Source organism: Paraburkholderia kirstenboschensis, assembly GCF_032806925.1.
Lineage (GTDB): Bacteria > Pseudomonadota > Gammaproteobacteria > Burkholderiales > Burkholderiaceae > Paraburkholderia > Paraburkholderia kirstenboschensis.
In genome coordinates this window covers 1,077,140-1,098,055 of record NZ_CP136511.1, presented here as the reverse complement: position 1 = coordinate 1,098,055, position 20,916 = coordinate 1,077,140, and the positions used below count along the sequence as shown (strand labels likewise).

13 protein-coding genes and 6 pseudogenes are annotated in these 20,916 nt (G+C 60.8%); 7 read left to right on the top strand and 12 right to left on the bottom strand.

Features of this window, described 5'->3' with window-relative positions; all coding sequences use genetic code 11:
* Positions 1-422 precede the first annotated feature (422 nt).
* Positions 423-704, top strand: a pseudogene (locus RW095_RS05465) (cytosine permease); the annotation flags it as partial.
* 436 nt (positions 705-1,140) lie between these two features.
* On the opposite strand, the gene RW095_RS05455 reads toward RW095_RS05465, so the two are convergent.
* Together RW095_RS05455 and RW095_RS05450 are read right to left on the bottom strand one after the other, a co-directional pair.
* Positions 1,141-2,520: a hypothetical protein gene (locus tag RW095_RS05455; protein WP_317014986.1), complete on the bottom strand. Its 1,380-nt coding sequence runs from the start codon at positions 2,518-2,520 to the stop codon at positions 1,141-1,143.
* 629 nt (positions 2,521-3,149) lie between these two features.
* A complete protein-coding gene (locus RW095_RS05450) occupies positions 3,150-3,770 on the bottom strand; it encodes an SEL1-like repeat protein (RefSeq protein WP_317014985.1) in 621 nt (206 codons plus the stop codon).
* A 413-nt stretch (positions 3,771-4,183) separates the two neighbouring features.
* Between RW095_RS05450 and RW095_RS05445 the strand changes: the two genes are divergently transcribed.
* From RW095_RS05445 to RW095_RS05435, 3 genes and pseudogenes are all read left to right on the top strand, one after another.
* Positions 4,184-4,537, top strand: a complete 354-nt coding sequence (locus tag RW095_RS05445) for a hypothetical protein (RefSeq protein WP_317014983.1) — start codon at positions 4,184-4,186, stop codon at positions 4,535-4,537.
* A gap of 58 nt (positions 4,538-4,595) precedes the next feature.
* Positions 4,596-4,736, top strand: a complete 141-nt coding sequence (locus RW095_RS05440; protein ID WP_317014982.1) for a hypothetical protein — start codon at positions 4,596-4,598, stop codon at positions 4,734-4,736.
* A gap of 334 nt (positions 4,737-5,070) precedes the next feature.
* Positions 5,071-5,758 (top strand): annotated as a pseudogene (locus RW095_RS05435) (transposase); the annotation flags it as partial.
* Between the two features lie 224 nt (positions 5,759-5,982).
* Here RW095_RS05435 and RW095_RS05430 read toward each other — a convergent pair.
* On the bottom strand, positions 5,983-6,363 hold the full coding sequence (locus tag RW095_RS05430; protein ID WP_317014981.1) for a hypothetical protein: 381 nt from the start codon (positions 6,361-6,363) through the stop codon (positions 5,983-5,985).
* 87 nt (positions 6,364-6,450) lie between these two features.
* Between RW095_RS05430 and RW095_RS05425 the strand changes: the two genes are divergently transcribed.
* Positions 6,451-7,983: a trypsin-like peptidase domain-containing protein gene (locus RW095_RS05425; RefSeq protein ID WP_394364998.1), complete on the top strand. Its 1,533-nt coding sequence runs from the start codon at positions 6,451-6,453 to the stop codon at positions 7,981-7,983.
* Between the two features lie 362 nt (positions 7,984-8,345).
* Here the strand turns inward: RW095_RS05425 and RW095_RS05420 are convergent, their stop codons facing one another.
* Complete coding sequence (locus tag RW095_RS05420; protein ID WP_317014979.1) at positions 8,346-9,716, bottom strand: FAD-binding oxidoreductase; 1,371 nt, start codon at positions 9,714-9,716, stop codon at positions 8,346-8,348.
* A 1,029-nt stretch (positions 9,717-10,745) separates the two neighbouring features.
* A pseudogene (locus tag RW095_RS05415) lies at positions 10,746-11,624 on the bottom strand (IS3 family transposase); the annotation flags it as partial.
* 231 nt (positions 11,625-11,855) lie between these two features.
* Here RW095_RS05415 and RW095_RS05410 point away from each other — a divergent pair.
* Positions 11,856-13,205, top strand: a complete 1,350-nt coding sequence (locus RW095_RS05410; protein WP_317014978.1) for an IS110 family RNA-guided transposase — start codon at positions 11,856-11,858, stop codon at positions 13,203-13,205.
* 2 nt (positions 13,206-13,207) lie between these two features.
* On the opposite strand, the pseudogene RW095_RS05405 reads toward RW095_RS05410, so the two are convergent.
* From RW095_RS05405 to RW095_RS05380, 6 genes and pseudogenes are all read right to left on the bottom strand, one after another.
* Positions 13,208-13,465 (bottom strand): annotated as a pseudogene (locus RW095_RS05405) (transposase); the annotation flags it as partial.
* Between the two features lie 88 nt (positions 13,466-13,553).
* Positions 13,554-14,376: pseudogene (locus tag RW095_RS05400) on the bottom strand (filamentous hemagglutinin); the annotation flags it as partial.
* A 567-nt stretch (positions 14,377-14,943) separates the two neighbouring features.
* Positions 14,944-16,389 (bottom strand): IS1182 family transposase, encoded by a 1,446-nt coding sequence (locus RW095_RS05395; RefSeq protein ID WP_317014976.1) that lies wholly within the window; start codon positions 16,387-16,389, stop codon positions 14,944-14,946.
* 244 nt (positions 16,390-16,633) lie between these two features.
* Entirely contained in the window at positions 16,634-17,425 is a 792-nt protein-coding gene (locus RW095_RS05390) for a MipA/OmpV family protein (protein ID WP_394364997.1), read from the bottom strand.
* Positions 17,422-18,303, bottom strand: coding sequence for an alpha/beta hydrolase (locus RW095_RS05385; protein WP_317014975.1), 882 nt, complete (start codon positions 18,301-18,303; stop codon positions 17,422-17,424). Before RW095_RS05385 ends, RW095_RS05390 begins: the two co-directional genes overlap by 4 nt.
* A gap of 2 nt (positions 18,304-18,305) precedes the next feature.
* Positions 18,306-19,102 (bottom strand): annotated as a pseudogene (locus RW095_RS05380) (DUF4118 domain-containing protein).
* Between the two features lie 158 nt (positions 19,103-19,260).
* On the opposite strand from RW095_RS05380, the gene RW095_RS05375 reads away from it, so the two are divergent.
* Entirely contained in the window at positions 19,261-19,851 is a 591-nt protein-coding gene (locus RW095_RS05375) for a hypothetical protein (RefSeq protein WP_317014973.1), read from the top strand.
* Here RW095_RS05375 and RW095_RS05370 read toward each other — a convergent pair.
* Positions 19,843-20,445, bottom strand: a complete 603-nt coding sequence (locus RW095_RS05370; protein ID WP_317014971.1) for a phosphatase PAP2 family protein — start codon at positions 20,443-20,445, stop codon at positions 19,843-19,845. The two genes, RW095_RS05375 and RW095_RS05370, sit on opposite strands and share 9 nt — an antisense overlap.
* Between the last annotated feature and the right edge of the window lie 471 nt (positions 20,446-20,916).

The following is a 20,916-nucleotide window of genomic DNA, read 5'->3' as shown; positions in this document are numbered from 1 at the left end:
TCCGACGAACGCCAGCTTTCGCCCGATGCGGCACCATCGGAAGTCAATCAAACACGGCATTTGAAATGGGGTTGCCTACCCCCACAGCGAACTTTTCGGGGGGCCTCCAGCCATCGCCACCTCAACGGCCCTACAGATTACGAGCGGGACGCTGCAACGGAAAGCATCGCGCAATTTTATTGATTTGCGCGGTCATATGGACTGGACAACAACGGCGAACTTGCGATTGCGTTCATTGTGCGTGGGATCGGACGGTTGGCTTGCGTCGGCATGCATCCCAATTAGGGGTTAACCCATTCAGAACTGTGCCGCAAACTGCATACAGTTCTTGCATGCGAGCTTGCTTCAGACGCGGGGGGCATCGCGGCCCAAGGTCGTCTGGCGGTGTTTCCTCAGTTTTGAGAACTCAAGGGAGATGACAGATGGACATCCGCAACCCTTCCCCCGGCCTCTACAACGAAGATCTCGCACCCGCCAGGGTGCGCAACTGGGGCGCCTTTAGCATTTTCAACGTCTGGACCTCGGACGTGCACAGCCTCTGGGGCTACTACCTCGCCGCCAGCCTGTTCCTGCTGTGCGGCAGCTTTGCCAACTTTGTGCTGGCGATCGGGCTCGGCTCACTCGTGATCTACGCGCTGATGAATCTGATCGGCTACGCCGGCGAGAAGACTGGCGTGCCATACCCGGTGCTGGGAAGTCTGTCGAGATAAGTAAGGATAGCCCGACCGTTCGAGGTCAACTTGAGGTGCGTATGCTCCGTATCGCGTACCGCGATCGATGACGCGCTTGATGCGCTCTCGCCGCGCGCGGCAAAGGTGCTGCAATGCGTTTCGGGCTCGATACCGCATCGGACTGTACGCTAGAGGAGCCGGGGAAACAGTTCGACGCGAACGGATCCGGTGGAGCGAACGCAAGGCGATGCAAAAACTGATGCACCGGGGCGTGCTGACAGGCCAAGGCAATTTCTCGACCATTGCGCCCCGGGACCCAGGCATTGGCGTGATGTCGTCCTGGAGGACAAGATCCGCAGTTTCCCGTCGCTCAGGAAGAGGGGGCGATCATTCGCGCGCACCGGGGCCGGGCTGGGCCGATGTGCTTCCTGCGTCATTGCAGATCAGCTCATGGCACGCTACCACCGCCTCATAACAGGACCGCCTGTTGCAAAAGCTCCAGCGCCTTCAGCTCATCCAGTCGGCCCGTGCGTGCCTTGCCTGCCAGCGTCTTGAGCAACGCCTCCGCGATCGGCGCAATGCCGTGAAGATGGTCCAGGCTCGTCACGGATGGGGATAGCGACTCGCGCGATCGTGGAAGTGTTGCGGGGGCCGCGAACGACTCAGCGGTTGCCGCTGTGGCTGCCGCCGGTTCACCATCACTTTCGTTAGATTTGCGACCGGCAGGCTCGTCGGGAGCATCAGTGACGTGATGCGACCGGCTGACGACGATCGTCCCTTTCTCTGACGCATCTGCCAAACCGGTCGCGCGGTCTTTCGCACCGGTCCGAACGTCCGGCCGCGAGCGCCTCGCGTTCGCCGACGCATCGGCGGGCTTCGCCGATGCGCGATCTTCCGTTGCTGCCGCGAGTGGCTCCTTCTGTTCAACGGATGCACGGCCGCGCGCGGCGGGCGTCAGCAAGCGCGACACCGGCTCCGGAATGTCGGCTTCCAAACGCGGCGCGTCCAGCCAGCCAGCTGGCAAACCAAGTCGTTCGGTGAAACGGTTTGCTTCAACACTGTCGAGCCGTTTTTTGCCATACAGCCGGTGGGCCATGTTGGATCCGCTCATCTCCATGACCACACCGAGTCTTGCTTTCGATCCGTTACGAGCCGTCAAGACATGGAGGTTCGCGCGTCGAATTTTCTCTACGTCACCGCTGTCGTCTAACGCCAGTGGTCGCTGTTGGTTTCCCCCGACAGATGACTTGGGTTTCGAAGGTGAACCTTTTCGCGGCGCACGTGGGGCGGGCGGTTCGGCCATCTGGCTTCGACTGTTTCTGACGGCCCTGGGCGAGTCGCCCGTTGCTTTTTTCGGCATCTGCGCTTCCCCCGACAAACTGTCTTCAGGATATGGTTGCTGGCCGCCGTGAACGGCGGAAGGCGGCATGGGTGTTTCCGACACTGCTTCCGGTTCGTCGTCGGCCAGGACGAAATCGAGCGGTGATTTCAGGCGGGCGATGGTTTCGGGCGCAAGCGCAGGATTGGGCTGGTCAAAGAAACCGTGAGGCAAACCAAGCGTGGTTTCCATGTGAAAGGCGGTCTCGGGCGTGAACTTTTCACCCTTCGTCAGCTCGGCCACTCGCGCCATGTTCGATCCCAGTCCCAGCGCGATATTCTCCGCGCCTACCGTATCCACCAGAAACTGGAACGATCGTGTCTTGAAAATGGAGGCAGTCTGGGCAGAGTCCCTGGCAGGTGCATTGACGTACGGCGGCCTCGGCCGCTTCGGCTGGGACTGTTTGACGTGACGAGGTTGGCGCTGGCCGCTGTCCCGAGATCCCGCATATCGTCCGCGGGTTTGACTCATATAGTAGGGCTCCATGCGATCACTGGTGTGCTGAGTGCGATTATAGATGACGTGATGCTGGCATTGGATGCCGAACGATGCGATAGCGCGAAAACACACGGCGGGAGTCCGGCCATAGTGTGGTACTGGCTAGCGTCCGCGCTCTCGGGTCGCGATCTGGTGATGCTGGCCTGTAAAGCAAGGCATAGTCAGCCTTTTGCCGGTCACACGAAATCGTCAGATATCAGGCAGGCGATGGAAGATTGATGCGCCGGCTCTCTCACGTTCAACGCAAAGCGCGGCCGGCGGTTGATGCGTCGGTGGTTAGCGAACGGGGGCTGGCTGGTCAGTCAGCCCCTCGAAAGTCCGGCCGAACTTCTGCAGGCCGGAATGATCCGGGCTACCAGGCATTTCTTGCGAACGTAAAGGGAAGAGGTCGCGGATAGTGACACCTGGTGACACTGCCTGTGTCATCACGAATGCGCCCGACAGAACGTGAGGTGCTGACTAACTATGGATCTGACCGCTTCGATCCGGGGGACTGACACACGCGGCACCATTTTGCCCTGCCGGCGTATCTGCGGCCAGCTCAACGCGGCTTCACCTCTTAACCTCGTCCTCCGTCTCGTCCGGCGGGCGGTACGGCACCTTCACCGTAGCGCTGCCAGACGGCGTTGGCAACGCATGTCACCCCCGCCGCGCCGATAGCTCTGGATGGCCTTCGTGCGGTCCTGGGTAACGCTCTTCTCTTCGGCACCCCACGCGCCCTCCCAGTAAAGCCCGAGATTGTATGCTGAGGCCTTGTGGCCCAGTGTGATGGCCTGCTCGTAGAGCGTGAGCGCGCGGCTCGTGTCGGTCGGCATGCCCCGCCCAAGGCGTGCGCTATCGGCCAGCGCTGCAGCGGCCATGCCGCGAAGATGGCCGTCCGCGGTCTCATCCTTCATCACGTCTTCGAAGATCGCATTACCTCTCTCAAGGTCCGCCTCGCCTCCGGTCGGTGTGACGAGAGAAATGGCCATTGCCATCCGCCAGGCGGGATGCCGGTTAGCACCAATGCGCTCAAGCAACCAGCGGCCGAGATGCGGCGCGCGATTGAGCGTGCTGGTGAGAAGAGCATTGGCGATCACGGCGAGCGACTCGGGCGAGAGAAACCCGGTCTTGTTTGCCGCGATGACGTGACGGGAGAACTTCTCGACATCCAGAGCAGGGTCAGCGAGGCGCAACTGATGCCATTCACGCTCGATCGTTCCTACCCAGCTTTGCATTTGCATGGTGAGCAACACGTTGGTGAGGAATGCGCCTGATTCTAGCTCACCTTATGTGAAATGCAACTTTCCGAGTTCGTACGTCCCGTTCGCATGCGTTCGCCAGATGAAGGGTTGCCACCGTTTCCCCGTCTCAGTCAGATGACTATGCTGAGCAAAGCTTGAATGTTTGTGCCGTGATCCAGCGCGGCGGTGAGTCGTGCACAGAGTTACGCAGCGTTGGCAGGCAATGGCGCCTCCTGCAACATCAAGGCGATGGCGCCGACCGTAGTGGATGATCAGGCATGGATGTCGACGGTATTCATATCGCGGCTTGTGGCAAGATCCCAACCGGATGACGGAAAGGCTGGCGAACACACTTGCCTATGGGCTCGCGAACCCGTGCTTCGCACGACATTGCAGAAGGAGGCTGCACCACGGTGGCTGATGCATTTGAACTCGTTGTCCTGGCGTTGCCCCGCGACGTCGCCCCGGAGTCACTGCCCGCCATCGTTCGCCAGTTCGTCGCGGATTGCTGGCCCGGTATGAGCCGCAGTCAGTTGATCGCCCGCGCCCGGCGCCTTGCGCTGCGGCCGTCGCTGCGCGCCTGTCGCCCGAGCGCGCCGGGAGACATCGGACACTTTGCGCTCGAACTTATGGCGGGCACGCAGACCGTGTCCCTGATCGCGCATTTGCGCCGCGTCGCACAGCGGCGCGCATCCGCACGCAGTCGCAAGGCGGTCACCGCCTCGCGACCGCCCGCGCGCGATCCGCGTCAGACGTCGCTGTTCTGATAGGGCGCCGAACTCGACGACCTTCATCGAATTCGATTGCACGCAGGTGCGCGAGTTCATGAGCACGATCGAGGCCATGACGCAAAAATCTACGGGGCATCCGCACGATGCCGCGCCACGGTCGCGTGCCGCCTGGCGACGAGGCACGTCGACGATCCAGACTGAGGACGCGGTCCGCAACTTGTCAGAAGACAATTGATTGCCGCGATTCGCCGCTCGTCTTGAGGATCGCCCTGGCTCCATACTCCCCATGCGGATGACCCCTGTTTCAAGCTTCGTCCTGTCTTCACGAAAAGAGGCTCTTTTGCCCGTCTGTTTGTGTAACGGCGGGTTCCAGCATGGGCCTATTCTTTCACACGTCACGAAGCAACGGGCGTGATCGGGGTAGCGAGGAGAAGAGCGCGGCCCCGCGGCTTCGATAGGGCCGCGGGGAATGCGTCGACTATTCGCCCAGCCACGAACCGAGCAACCTCGATGGTGTACGGTAGCGGACAGTTCCATGCTTCATCCGTTACGCAAGCAAACGCACCCGGGCAGTAGACGCCAAACACCACCTCATCGTTGCTCACGAGGTCACAAACTCTGGCAGCGACCGGGCGCAACTCAGCCCCATGGCGAAAGCTGCACGCGATGCGATGGGTAGGACCAGACTGCAGGCAGTCGCCGATCGTGGCTACTACAGTGGGCCTCAGATCAAAAAGTGCGCAGACGCAGGGATCGAGATAATGCTGCCGAAACCCGCGACATCGAGCGCGAAGTGCCATGGTCGATTTGATAGGGCTGACTTCATCTACATTGCGCGGGACGACCAGTACCAGTGTCCAGCCGGTGAACGTGCAATCTACCGTTTCACCCGGGAGGAGCACGGTATGCAGTTGCGCCGTTACTGGAGCGGCGCCTGTCCTCAGGGCCCAATAAAAATCGCAATGCACGCCAGGTCCGTATCGACGAATCACCCGATGGGAGCACGAGTCGGTGCTGGAAGGTGTTCAACGCCGACTCGGCAAAACGCCGGACGCAATGACGATACGCAGACGCACCGTCGAACATGTCTTCGGGACATTCAAGCACTGGATGGGTTACACCCACTTCCTCACACGCAGACTACCGAACGTGGGGACGGAGATGAGTCGGAATGTGCTTGCCTACAACCTCATGAGAGTGCTGAGAATCCTGGGGTTCAAAAGGACAATGAAAGCGATGCGGCTGGTGGGTGTCTGAGCACCCACCGACCTTAAAACAAGCTCACAAATGCCAGTTAAAGGGCGCTTGCCCCCCCCTTCAGCAGTTCCTCATCGCCGAATAAACTGTCAACAGGCAAACCGCCAAAGGTGCGAAGCGAGGTTAGAACCGCGTGCATTGAAATTCTCTTGGCGTTTCCACACAGCCTGGTCGATCACGGACATTGAAACGCACGCGCTCAGCGCCTTGTCATCGACAAAAGTCTACTGGGCATCAGCGGCGAGCGCGGGGCCGAACAGTGAGAAGCGGCCGGCGACGGCGCGCTTACCTATGCGCAGGAACGGATCGTCGGCTCTTTTTGCACCGCCGCATGCAACGCGCGCCGACGACAACCGTTTGACGCACGCCAGGATTTGTACTCGCTGCAATTTACCCGCCGCTTCCCTATAAATAAAAGAGGACGAGCGAGCAAACCGTCCGCGTCCTGATGGCCCATTGCTGGCAAACATGCTGCAGCCGAATCTCAAGTCGACTTCGATCCGGAGATTGTGTGTCCGGTGGATCGCATCGCTGCGCGCGAGCACACTAGAACGCTCGGCGCTATCACACGCGCGAAATAATTTCTTTACGGTGAAAGGCACCATGGGAGGTGCGCTGTGTTTACCCTGACCAAATCGACGCACACAAATCTGTCTCGCATCTGGTTTTGCACCGCCCTAACAACGGCATGTGTGACCGGTTGTTCCTGCGCGGACGCAGCCGCAGTCGCCACTTCTCCGGCAGCCGCTTCCGCGGTTGCTTCTGCATCAGCGCCCCCATCGGCGGCCGCCGCCGCGCGAGGGAAGGAAATACGCGCTGCAACCGGCAGCACGACCGCGGCAATCGACTTTCCTGCGATCGTCGAGCGCTATGGGCCAGCGGTTGTGAATATCCGCGTGACAGTGCCGGTGAATGCGCCCGGGAGCGCGACGCCCCCTTTTGGTCCCAGCGCCGAAGCGGTCGACGGTGACGATCCCATCTTCTCGTTCTTCAAGCAGGCCTTGCCACAATCGCAAAACGGCCAGGGCGCTACGCCGCGCGCGATGTCCGGCGTCGGATCGGGCTTCATCGTGAGCCCGAACGGTCTCATTCTGACGACGGCGCATGTCGTCGATCAGTCGGATGACGTGACCGTGCGCCTGACCGACCGACGCGAGTTCAAGGCAAAAATCGTGGCCGTCGATACGCAAAGCGACATCGCCGTGATCCAGATCGACGCGACGAAGCTGCCTACCGTCAAGCTCGGCGATTCGGCGCGCGTGCGCGTCGGCGAGCAGGTGCTGACGATCGGTTCGCCAGACAGCTATCAGAACACGGTCACGGCGGGCTTCGTCAGCGCGACGTCGCGCACGCTTGCCGATGGCAGCACGTTTCCGTTCTTCCAGACGGACGTGTCGCTGAACCCCGACAACTCGGGCGGCCCCGTGTTCAACCGCGCGGGCGAAGTGATCGGCATTGACGTCCAGGTGTATGCCGATAGCGACCGCTTGCAGAGCCTGACGTTCGCAATCCCGATCAATATGGCGAACAACGTGCGTTCGCGGTTGCAGGGTGAGCAAGCCCAGCAGGGCCGGCCAAGCGCTCAAGACGATGCGCGCAGCAATCTGGGCATTCAGGTAGAGGACGTCGATACGAATCTGGCGAGCGCGTTCGGCCTGCCGCGCGCGGCGGGCGCGCTGGTGACGTCGGTCGACCCGGGCAGTTCGGCGGCGGCGAGCAATCTGAAAACGGGCGACGTGATCGTGCAACTCGCCAACAGGCCTATCGACCACGCGGCCGATCTAACCGGGCAGAACCCGGCGTTGCAGACCGGAACGAAAGTCCCGCTGAAGCTGATCCGCGATCACAAGCCGATGACCGTGATGGTGAATGTCGGGCCAGCGTCGCAACAGGCGAACGCAGGTGAGGGCGGTGTTGCAGGCCCAAACTCTGACGCAGGCTCGCCGCAGTTTCACGCGCTCGACCATCTCGGCCTCACGATGCATTCTTTAACCGATCAGGAGCGGCGCAGCATGGATCTTCCTCAAGGCCTGATGGTCGATGATGTGTCGGGGACAGCGGCCGCTGCCGGCATCAAGCCGGGCGATGTCGTGCTGTCGTTGAACGGCACGCTGGTCGCGTCGCAGGATGAACTGGCGTCGCTTGCGGCAAGGGCTGGCAAGAAGGCAGCGTTGCTGATCCAGCGCAATCACGCACGAAGCTTCGTCACGGTCGAGCTCCAATAAAAACCGGAGTGCGAGAGCGGCTAATCGGTACACGATTCCCGCCTCGCATGCTGACGCGGTGAACACGTGTCGCTAACGCGCCGGAGAAGGACGATCACGACCGATCGCAGACCGGGCATATTCGCGCAGCGCGTGTCAACCCTCTACACAGTCAATGGAGTGCGGGGAACGTGAACCCCGCGGAGGTCGTTAGCTCCGATTTGATTCACGCGTCGCGCTGATCAGGTTCGCGCGACGTGGACGCTCTTCAAACGTGCGCGGCCCACGCAAGTCACCGGGCAACGACGACGGCAATGTCGGCAGCGTGTTCGCGCTGAACACCACCACGCGGCGCGGGCGCGCGAGGCCGCGCGCCTGAATTTTCACGCTTTCGGTCTAATGTTCTGGTTGACTCGGAACAGGTTGTTGGGATCGTACTTCGCCTTGATCGAAGCAAGGCGCTTGTAGTTCTCGCCGTAGCTTAGCTCGACGCGGTTCGCGGCCTCGTCGGCGTCCAGGAAGTTGACGTAGGCGCCTTCCAGATTGAAGGGGTGGATAGTCTCCCAGTAGGCACGGCCCCAGGTCTTAAGCGCCTCGGCGTCCCTGGGATCCGGGCTGATGGCGGCAATTACCATCGAAAAAGACGCGTTTCGCGCATTCCACGGCGTGGCATCCGGGGCGATCCGCCGAACCGCGCCGTCTATGGGGTAAAGGTGCATCAGGCAGAAGGGGGTTGGTGCCTTGAGCGCGTTGGCGATGTGCACGTCGATCGCCTCGTCAGGCAGCGCCTTGACGAAGTCCCCCTTCCAGTACCACTGCAAGCCCTTAGGAAAGAACGGGTCGAACAGACTGTTGATGGCAGTCCACGGCATCTCGCCCATCCAGTTGAACAGCGGGGCGGGCAGTTTCTCGAGCAGCGAGGCCATGAGCTTCTGGCCCTCTGCGATCGGCCCGTTGAAAGCACCGATCAGAGCACAGGCGCGTTTGTTCCAGTGCTCCTTAGGGAAGGGATCGGTTGGAGGGACGGTTTTGAGGCCGACAAACAGGCCAAGCTCTTCGGGGGCGTGCGGGATGAAGTCGCGGTACATCGTCATAACTTGCCTGGCATCCTTGGCGTCCCAGAAGATCGGACCGGCGAACACTATTCTGGCTGGGTGGGCCTGAAACAGAAAACTTGTGACCACGCCGAAGTTACCGCCGCCGCCGCGCACCGCCCAGAAGAGATCAGCGTTCGTGTCCTTGTTAGCGGTGACGGAAGAGCCGTCGGCCAGCACTACATCCACCTCGAGCACATTGTCGACCGTGAGGCCGTGCTTGCGCGTGAGGTAGCCGGTTCCTCCGCCCAAGGTCAGACCTGCGACCCCCGTGCTGCCAACGATGCCGAGTGGTACGGCGAGGCCAAAAGCGTGGGTCGCGTGATCAAGATCCGCTGCAGTGCAGCCTGGTTCGACACGCGCGGTGCGGCTCGCTGGGTCGACGCGCACGCTGCGCATCTGCGACAGGTCGATGACCAGCCCACCGTCGCAACTGCCCAAACCGGGACCGTTGTGTCCGCCTCCGCGGATTGCGAGAAGCAGTTTGTTTTCGCGCGCGTAGTTGACCGCTGCCATGACATCGGCGGCATCGGTGCAGCGGGCTATCACCTTGGGCCGCTTATCGATCATGCCGTTGTACAGCGCTCGCGCCTCGTCGTAGTCCTTGTCTGACGAACCGATCAGCCTTCCCCGAAACCCCTGAATCGCAAAGTCCTCCATGACGCCGCCTCCTTGAAAGGTTAGTCCATCGCGCGCAGGCGCGATGACGCGCTGCCGTCTTAAGAAGCCTCGCGCCGAACTGTCGTTCGCGAGGTTGGCCTCGCACCCCACTTGATGAAAAGCATAGTGCTCCGACGCAATTGCCGGAGGAACCGCAATCGACGACACCGATAGCAAGACGAGCGAGCAACAAGTCGAATGAAACCCGACCAATCGGCGGCCGCTCTTTAGTCCGGGAGAAAAAGGCGCGTCTAACCGGAGAACTTGACCGGCCAGACGGCATTAATGCGTCCGGCTCAGCCCCAAATGGTCATTCGAATGGCCGCTACCGGGAATTCCGAAAGTCTCTTCCCGGTGGGGAGTATGAGTTCGCTGATACAGGAAGCTCCCGACCGCCGCTCCAACGCCGGCTTTAGGCCGAAGTGCCCGCGTTGGCTGTCAGCAAGGAGACGCCCGCCGAAAAAGCGCCCGATCCTGCTGTAAAACGACTTTGGTATTTTCTATCGCACTGGAAACACCTCAAGCTCACGCGGTGCGTAGGCGCAGTTTGTCAGCAACGAGCCACGGAACAGTCCCGTCGGCGAGATCTACACCAGGGTCAGCGATGTCTGCGATGACGACTTCGTAAAGGGGCGGAGCGCCTCGATCCGACGCGCTTATCTGAACGGCACAAAGGGGGGCCGTCAACCGCCTCTCGCGGAGCTTTCCCTTTGGCGCGCGGTGGACAGCCTTTAATGTAATTGCGATAACGGGGATTGCCGAATCGTCGGGAACTGGATTTGCCAATTCATTCTCGTCGACAGTTGCACGCCGTTCGTCGCAGGCATGACGGCAGCAGATCCATTTGGCTGGCGGGTTGCGAACAGAATCGCGGAATGACGCACGGACAATCGAGGCGAGGGTGCCTTCGGCGAGACGATACGGGAAGGACTTAGCGAACCGCCCGCAACCCTTCTGGCCCGCTTGACTAGAGGTGGCGCCGCTTGTTCGGACAGGGTCCCGAGATTTTTAAGTGGAATTGTTGGGGAATCAAGCTGCCGATTTTATCGCTGGCAGCGTGGCGAAGTACGCTTCATCTGGCGTCTGATCGGCCAGCCTCGAATGAGGCCGATTCTGGTTATACCAGTTCAGGTGATTGCCGATTGAGCGACGCGCGTGGCCTACCGAGTCGTACGCTTTCAAATAAACCTCTTCATGTTTGACGCTGCGCCACACCCGTTCGACGAACACGTTGTCACGCCAGGCACCTTTTCCGTCCATCGACAGGAGAACCTTCCGGCCGAGAACCGCGTCGGTGAATTCGGCTGCGGTGAACTGGCTTCCTTGATCCGTGTTGACGATCTCAGGCAGCCCGTATTTCGCAAATGCTTCCTCCAGCGCCTCGACAGCATGGCAGCTCTCCAGCGTGATCGCCACCCGGTGCGCCAACACCCGGCGGCTCGCCCAGTCCACGACGGCCGTCAGATAGACGAAGCCCCGCGCCATCGGGATATAGCTCGTATCGAGCGCCCAGACCTGATTGGCCCGATCGATTTTCCGGTTGCGAAGCAGGTACGGCCAGATCCTGTGGGCTGGATGCTTGCGGCTCGTGTTTGGCTTCCGATACAACGCTTCGACGCCCATGCGCTTCATCAAGGTGCTGACGTGTCTGCGCCCGACCTTGATGCCTTCGCGACGCAGCAGCCGTGCCAGCATTCGCGCCCCCGCAAATGGATGCTCGAGGTGAAGCTCGTCAATCCGGCGCATCAACTTCAGATCCGCTTCGCTGACCCTGCGCGATTGGTAATAGACACTGGACCGGCTGATGCCTACCAGCCGTGCCTGCTGTGTCACCGGCAGGGCGTGATCGCGATCGATCATCGCTTTACGCCCAGCAGTCCCGCCTTGCTGAGCGCGCTTTCTAAAAAACAGCGATCGCGGCATTCCACGGCCCCATGGATAGAAACGCACCGATGCATATACTGAGATGCGCATGGACAGTGGCCGCTACGATTTTGGAGGCGATGACCCCGTCAAAAAACCTGGCCCAGGGGAAGCTGCGGACCCGCTTGTGGTGGCGCCCAGTGCGACCCCGTTTAGGAATGTGACCTCATCCGAGTCCCCCGTCCGGCGTGCTCAACCAACGTGAGAGGTTCGATCATGCCCAGACTGCATAGCAAACTGACAGGTTTGCCCGTCGTCAACGACAGGGCTGCAGCCATCGACATTGGATCCCGATTCCATGTCGTCGCGGTGCCACCAGACCTGTGTGAGCAACCGGTCCAGACTTTCCAGACCTTCACCAGCGACCTCCAGCGTATGGGCGACTGGCTCGTGTCGCTTGGGATCAGAACCGTGGCGATGGAATCAACCGGCGTGTACTGGATCCCGGCCTACGAGATCCTCGAGGGCCGTGGTCTCGAGGTCATCGTAGCCAACGCACGCGAATCCCGCGCCGTGCCAGGTCGCAAGAGCGACGTCAACGACGCGCAGTGGCTGCAGCGGCTCCATGCCTGCGGCCTGTTGCGCCCAAGCTTCAGACCCAGCGGCGACATCGCTGCGCTTCGAGCCTATCTGCGGCTTCGGGAGCGACATCTGGACTACGCGGCCGCACACATCCAGCATATGCAGAAGGCCCTGACCTTCATGAACCTTCAACTGCACCACGTCGTCACCGACGTGACGGGAGCCACAGGGATGCGCATCATCCGCGCTATCGTGGCCGGCGAGCGTGATCCCGGCGTGCTGGCTGCGATGCGTGATCGCAACTGCAGGTCCAGCGTCGAGGCGATCCGGGCCGCTCTGGTGGGCAACTACCTGCCCGAACACGTCTTCGCGCTACAACAGGCCCTGGCACTGTATGACTTCTACCAGACCCGCGTCGACGAATGCGACGCCCAGATCCAACGTACGCTGGCTCTGCTTGCGGCCGACAAGCCCATACCTCAAGAGCCATTGACGAAGGCGCGTAACCGGGCCCAGCAGCCCAACGCGCTGAGCTTCGACGTGCGTGGTCTCATGTACCAGCTCGCCGGCGTCGATCTGACCCAGATCCATGGAATCGGCTCCTACCTGGCTGTGCGTCTCGTCGCCGAATGCGGCACCGATCTCAGCCGATGGCCGACTGCCAAGCACTTCACCTCCTGGTTGACCCTGTCGCCCGGGTGCAAGGTGAGCGGCGGCAAGGTTCTGTCGTCACATACGCGCAAGACCACCAATCGAGTGGCTGCCCTGCTGCGGCTGGCCGCCGTCACGGTGGGAAAGACCAGCACGGCGCTCGGTGCGTTCTACCGCCGACTGGCGGCACGCATTGGCAAGGCCAAAGCCGTCACCGCCACCGCGCGCAAGATCGCCGTGCTGTTCTACAACGCCATGCGCTTCGGCATGCAATACGCCGACCCGGGAGCCGACCACTACGAACAGCGCTACAAGGAGCGTGCCATCAAGCAGTTGCACCGGCGGGCAGCCGAGTTCGGCTTCTGCCTTCAACCCGCCGAGGGCGTTTCTTAGGAATCGTTCTCCAGCGTCAACTGCCCGATCTTCGCGTGCAGTACCTTCACGTCGACTGGCGGTGCCGCTGGCGCCGAGTTGCCCGCGTCGAACACATCGGCAACCCGCTCCTGCAGTTGCTTCTTCCAGTCCGTAATCTGGTTCGGATGGACATCAAACTGCTGGGCCAGCTCTGCCAGCGTCTTGTCGCCCTTGAGCGCTGCCAGGGCCACCTTTGCCTTGAACGCTGGCGAGTGGGTCCGTCGGTTTCGTTTCGTCATCTTCTGGTTCCTTGTTGCCGGCCATTATGGCCGACTCACGCCCCAGCTTTTCCACTCAACGAACTGTCCGAATTCCCGGAGCCACCTCTGAATTGACCAGTCTATAGGGGGTGATCTGTTTCTTCAGCCCGGTCTGGGAATCAGGCGTCCAGGCCGCGTTGGTAATCTGCGTGCCGGCGACATAGCTGCCGTTCATGTCGTAAAGCGCGCTGACAATACCTCTGCTCTTCGACCAGTCGATGGTGCCGTTATTGACGACACTGCCGCCGTTATCGATGCCGGATGCGTCGGCGCGCAGCGTCAGATTGCCCGCATCATCGTTGGCGATGGTCGTGCTCGGTGTCACAGAGACGTGGCGGTACGCTGCAAGCGTGAGCGAAGCCGGACCGGACCAGCGCAGGACCGAGGCGACGCCCAGGTCGCCCGTCGCGCCGTTGGCACCCGTCGTCGTGACATCAACCGAGGTGCCCGCGTTCAGGCTGCGGCGCAATGCACCGGCGGCGGCCTCATTGATCGTGAAAGTAGGCGTCGAGAGATTCCACTGGCCTGCGTGAACCGCTGCGTGCCTGACGAACGCCAGTTCTGCCGCTTCGGTATCGACCGTTCCCCCGCTGCCGTCCGCGTTGCTTGCGGCGATCGTGCCGTCCTGCTCGACACGGCCGCCATCGGCGACCAGCCAGACGTGCCCGTCGGGGCTGGCCGTGCCGGTTGCACGGGACGCGCGTGCCGCCGCCCGCGAGCGCATACACGTTGCCGTCGGCGGCCTGCAGGCTGATCTGCGCGGCCGTTATCCGCCCCTTGTCGATGACCGTGCCCTGACTGCCCGTCTGCACGAACACCTGCCTGCTGCTTGCCGAGTCCTGCAACAGCACCTGCCCGCCGGCGGCCAGTTCCGCCGTCCCGTTGGGCGCGGACTCGCGACAGGCGCGGAATGGTGCCGATGACCCCGCAGAGCCGACCGGAAACGCGGGAGCCCCTGCGCCTGAAGAATAGGTGCTGAGGTCGCAAATGCATGCCGATACCTCTGCGTTCTACGCCACGTTCTTCCTTCGTCCGGCCTATGTGGCCGCTTGTCGTGTGGCGGCTCGACTGATGCGCTTACGACATCGACGCGAAACCACTCCACGACCGAAGAGGGTTCTCTCAGCCGACCGTAACACGATCCGTGGACAGCGAGGAGTGACGGACGATATCGGCTTTGCGCGTCCAAACATCATGCACCGCTTGCAATGCCGGAGCCGAGATCTGAAGTCCGTCCAACGGGAGAGGCGAATGTCGCTTGACGACCGGTCACTGCCTCATGCAATCGGCATACATCGCACGAACTTCGCGGGGCAGCGATCGGCGGCACGCGGCCGAGGCCGTGTGGAAACTCGATTTTCCCGCTGAGGGCGAGATTGCCGGTTAGGTTGATCGAGTTTAATACGTCGAGCCTGCCATAATCGAACATAGCGAGCGCAAGAAAGCCCCTCGGGGCCTTAGGTTTGAGCGATCCTCATTGCCTTTATGGTCTCGGCAACCCCAAGTATGTTCATGACGCGCTTGAGGTTGTAGGCCAATACCTGAAGACTCATTTCGGTGTTCACCCGTCCGAGCGTCCGGGTAAGGAAGTGTGTGGCGCCCATCCAGTGCTTGAGCGTACCGAATACGTGCTCAACGGTACTTCTGCGAATGGTCATTGCATCTGGCTTCCGGTCGAGTCGACGCTGCATGGCCTCCAGTATCTGTTCGTGCTCGCATCGTCGGATGCGTCGATAGTCGCTGGGCGAACATCGCTCCTTGAGATGACAACGCGGGCATGCGCTGGGCCAGTACACGTTCAGATTCATGCCATTCTCGACGGTCTTGAATCGAAGAATCGCGCGCTCGCCGGCCGGGCATCGATACTCATCGTTCCTGGCAACGTAGATAAAGTCGCGTTTGGTAAAGAGCCCTTTCTTTCTTGACGCCGAGGTGAGTGGTTTCGGGACATACGTAGTGATCCCGGCCAGCTCACAGGCACGGATGTCCGGACCACTGAAGTAGCCGCGGTCAGCCAGCACCTTCAGCTTTGGCTTGCCCATCGCGCTCTTCGCAGAACTCGCAATCCTGCTGAGCTGCCCGTGATCTCCCCCGATATTCGTCACCTCGTGTTCCACGATCAGATGGTGCTTCGTATCCACGGCGGTCTGCACGTTGTAGCCGACGGTGCCGGTTCTCTTGCCGCCGCTGGTCATGGAGCGGGCATCCGGGTCAGTCAGCGATAGCTGTCTGTCCGGTTGCGTCTTCAGTTGCTTTTTGATCTGCTCGAGCTCACGCATCCGCTGGCGCAACAGAGCGATCTTCTCGTACAGGTGCACGGTCTTCACATCGAAACCTGTCGGACTGGTCCGGTCTGCGGTTTCAATCATGTCGAGATATCGCTGCACGCTTTCCTCGATCTGCTGCTGACGCTTGTCGAGCTTGCCTGCGGTGTAGTTCCTGTCACGGCTGTTCACTGCCTTGAACTTGCTGCCGTCGATTGCCACCATGTCGCCGAAGAGCAGCTTCAGTCCGCGACACAGTTCGACGAAACGACGGCATACGTTGCGAATGGCGGGGCCGTTGTCGCGGCGAAAGTCGGCGATCGTCTGGAAATCGGGCGCCAGATGTCCTGTCAGCCACATCAGCTCGACATTGCGCTGGCATTCGCGCTCAAGACGCCGGCTAGAGGGTACGCGGTTCAGATACCCGTAGATATAGATCTTGAGCATCACGCCTGGGTGGTACGACGGGCGCCCCGTGATTGCTGGTGTAATGCCGTTGAAGCCGAGCGTCGTAAGGTCCAGTTCGTCTACGAAGACGTCTACGATCCTTACTGGGTTGTCTTGTCCGATGTAGTCATCGACGCATTCGGGAAGTAGTGCGACCTGCTTGCGGTCATCGCCTTCAACGAATCGCTTCATGAGTCACCCGGTCACAATGCGTTGATTCAGTTTAGGCGATGAGTGCGTTTTCACACAGGCTCGGCCATAACCCGCCGTTCACATGCGCCGTCGGTCGGACGTTCAGGGGTCGGCTCTGCGGGACACAGCGGACGTTGCCATGATGATGGCTCGACTACTTGCCGGCTGTTTCCTCTCTGACCACAGTGAAGTATGTGCGCTGGGTTTATTCGGGCCGCCAAGGCCGCGCGAAAGACTTTCGTTGCTAGAAGCGGTACAGCACGGACGCCATGCCGTTGAGGTCGAGCCGCCGCTCGGTAATTGGACTGCCTGCGGCGTAGCGCTCGAGGCGTCCCACAACGGCCTCGACGCTCGCCGACCAGTGCGGACTGATTTTGTAGGTCGCATTCACGTTGAAGTGAATGTCGCGGATGCCGGAACCGGTATCGTAGTGCGGCAATCCCGATGCCGCACTTTCCTGCGGCGTAATGCCGAATAAGGTCTGCGTATAGGTCGCGTTGGCCCAAGTGAGGCCCGGACCCATCGAAATGAGCCAGTTACCGATCGGCGCCGACACGAATATATCGGCCGTCGCCGTCAGACCTTGTCCTGTTCCCGCGATGTCCTGATAGGCCGCCACCGCGCCGGTGAACGCCCACACCGTGTAATCGCCGAAGAGCCGCAGCTTCGGTCCATAGTGCACATCGGGCAAGCCCTTCAGCCGCGCATCGTCCGACGACGATCGCGACTGGAAGTCGAAGCTGACCGACATACCGAGGTGATAGTTCTCTCCATGCAACACGTTGACGCCGAGCACATCTGGACCTTGTGAGAAAACACGGTCCTTCCATGAAATGTCCTGCACGGGGAACGGAAGCACCTGAAGCTGCGAGGAGCCAGGGTACTTCGGGAATACATACATGCCCGGCCCGACCGCGATCTCCCAACCGCTGTCGGTGTGCGGTTCATCGGCGTATGCGACGCCCATTGTGCAACACGCGCTTGCCGCTGCGAGCGCCAGGCACCGACGTCCAAAAGAGGTGATGTCGAGCCTCATGCTTTCCTCGCCACGGCGGCTAACTGTCTCAGGCGCCGCGCGAGGGCCCTTGATATGACTGGCGTTGGATTGTTGCATGACGCCGACGCCGCAGCACTTTCGCGCAGGAAGAGCGCGCATTCCCGGGCGACGGCCTCGCGTTCGTTGTTGGATGTGATCATGTGGTACGAGTCGTCGAGCCAGATAGCGCGAAGAAAAGACGCCCCGACGTTCGCCACGACGTAGCGCGCGTTATGCGGACTGGACGTCTCATCGTCAATCGCGTGAATGATGAGGCAGTCGGCGCTTATGCTCTTTAGCTTCTTGCGTACCGAATTTGCAAGGCGGCTCGCTTCGTGAAGCGCTGGCATCGCAATGGACGCGGGCCCGACTTCACTGATTCCGTCCCTCTGCATCACTCGTGCAATCTTCGAGCGCAACGCGTCGTTGCGCAGGCCATAGGGTTCGTGCTCCCGATAACGGTAACGCGAGCGCAATGGCGTGTAATAGGCGTAGTTGAGCAGAAATCGATACCAGGGTATCGCCCAGCCGTCATAGCTGAGTGTGATCGACAACAGCACCAACGCGTGCGCGCTCGGGCGCTGTTGAGCGACGGCGGCCGCCAGCGTCGCGCCCATGGACAAGCCACACACCGAAACATGCCGGTGTCGCGCTGCGAGCGTGTCAAATTCGGCGACGGCTGCGCTGATCCACTGCTCCATTGGTACATGTCCGGTGCCGGCGCTGTAGCCACGAAGTTCTGGCGTGTGAGTCACGAAGCCTTCCTCGACGAGCGCGCGCGCGAGGAACCGCAATTCCGCCGGAGAACTTGAAAGGCCGTGCAAAACGAGTACAGCGTGATCGTCGCCCGGAGCAGCCGGAAATTGAGAGGTGTTCATGGTCAGTCCTCCGCCCGAAGGATCAGAAATTCGCCAGACGGGGTAATGAAGCGTTCGCACACACATTCGACCGAGCGCCAACCGTGTCCACTCGACAGAAAACGCATGCGGTAGTGACCAGGCACCAGGCGGTTGTTCAGACGCGCGAGATCGTCCTGATGCACTTGCGAATGCCTGGCGCCGTAAGCGATACCCATAATAAACGATTCGTCGTCGATGACTCTCGCAGCCGAAGAGGTCGCCGCCGCCGCGACGAAGCTTCCGGGCGGTGCGCCCGTTGCCGGATCGAGCGCCTTGATGAGAATGAGCGATCGGTTGTGCTGCGCGATGTGATGCAGCATGCGATGCATTTCATCCGTAGCGCGACGCGCGAGCAGGCGCTCGTTATCGCCACGCAGCAACATTTCATACCGCGAGTGCGCCACCGATGCCAGCAGTTCGGCGCGATACTGCGCGTGTCTCAAGCGCTCGACCAGCGTGATGACAACAATCGTAATGATCGTGTACGAGAGCAGCAGGCGGATATCCGACGCATCGATGATGTCGATGCGTCCGTAGGGCGGGACGAACAGGTAGTCCGCGAGACAGAGTCCCGCCAGCATCACGCAGAGTGCGGGCGCGAGGGCGCAGTAATACTCTACGAGCACGGCGGCGATAAGAAAGGCGGTCCTGGCATGATCGGGTCGAGCAGCGGGTGAAGTATCGATCGGATGGTGGCGGCGGTAAAAAGTGCAGCCGCCGCGATGATCCACCGTTTGCGGCCTCGCGAAGCCCACCGTCGAGAGTTTTTGACTTTCATTCGTTTTATAAAGCGACGTGACGTTTTCCTATAAGCCGGTGATTGTGCCAGACACGTCTCTGACGTTACCCGCAATCTCGGGCAAAGTTTAGTTAGACGGTAGTGTGCCTAAGCGTGATGGCGGCAAAGCTGATAAAGCCCCGCGGGCGATACGAAGCATGCGCCTGCTCACCTATTTATGCTTTGCTGTTGCCATCGATCTGAGCGCGGCGCTGGCGCTGTATCTGATGCAGGACCGCTTGCTGCTTCCATCCACGCCCGGCACAGCCGATCTGCGCACGCTCATTGGCTCGGGTAGTCACGTTGACGCGTGGAAAGCCCGAGGCAGGTATGCAGGTTCTGTCGTCAAGCCGACGGAGCGCGAACCTCGCGGCAAGTTCGTCGTCGATCGCAGTAACGCGGAGTCGGCGGAGGCCAAGATGCCGCTTGCCCAGGTATTCATGCGCGCCGGGTGTCGCGTCGTCATTGCAAGTTCTGGGGTGCTCCAGAGCGGATTCGTGGGTCGATCTGAGAGGGCGAATTTCAAGCCTAGGGTGCAATCATTGCGCAGCTCGACTTTTACAACAGCATCGGCCGATTACTGCAGATGCTCGCGATACCCCAGTCTCAGGAAGCAGCGCCAATACGCTGTGCCAGCGGCGATGCGAACTGCCGCTGCGCAAGTTGCGGGAGCACTCCCCCATAATAATGAGCAATTCATCTCGATTGCCAAACCGCATCACCAACCCGCCACCTCGCCATCACGATGAAAGCCAGCCACGCCCGATAGGCCATGCTAGCAGCTTTCTATACACCGTAATGAGACCGCGAGTCAGTGCCGCGCCAGACATTCTCCATAGCGGAGCAACCAACGCATAGGCTACGCACGCGACGGCGACGGCGCCTGCCATGTCCAACGGAAAATGCACCCCGACAAAGACGCGCGCCCATGCCACGGCAAGACACGCCAGCAACATCGACAGCCCGTAGCGGCGCTCGCCAGCGAGCAGCAAGGTCAAGGCGCCGCTTGCTAACACGGTGGCGTGGTCGCTCGGAAACGATGAATCCGGCGCGTGCGCGATAAATGTATGACCCAAGCCGATCATGAACGGCCGCGGATGCATCCACCCAAGACCGATCAGCTGATTGATACCGAGCGCCACGAGGACCGCGGCGCACACTCGCACTGCGGCGGCGCGTCGATCCTCGCCGCCTGCGAGCCACAATGCGGCGAGTAAGAGCGGCACGAGATAGATCACGTCATCAGCGATAAAGCGGGCCATGTCGATGAGCCAGACGGGCACCGATGGTGTCGAGTTGATCGAAAGAAAGAGTGCGCGGTTCAGCGCTTCCAGTGCATTCATCGGTCTAGATCGCAGTGAAAATTAGCTGGATCTTAGCCGCCGAACCTTATGAAAAGCTTAGGGCGCCACTGGTACGGTCTCCTGCTCCGATGTCAGGCATCAAGGCCAAGCTGGGCTACTCTATTCGGGGCGACGACGACAAAGTGAGTTAATGAGCGGTCATCGAGCGCCGTGTTCGGGCACACACTCCTGTGTGCACACACGCGATGCCACGTAAGATCTATATTCAGTTCACCGCCGCCACGCCGCAAGATTGACAAGGCCTGCGAACCAGGCGGATCGACAAAGTCTGCTCGAAGGGCCTCGCTTTGATCTGGAGAGATAACCCCTTTGGGTTGGCATGGAATCGTTCTATCGGTTGAGCGCTGCTTGCAGGCCGCTTATCTAGCGCGCTTGATATCGAACTCGTCGTCGATACGCACGTGCATAGAAGCAATCGCAAAGGGTTTTGTCGCGGTAAGGATCAACGAG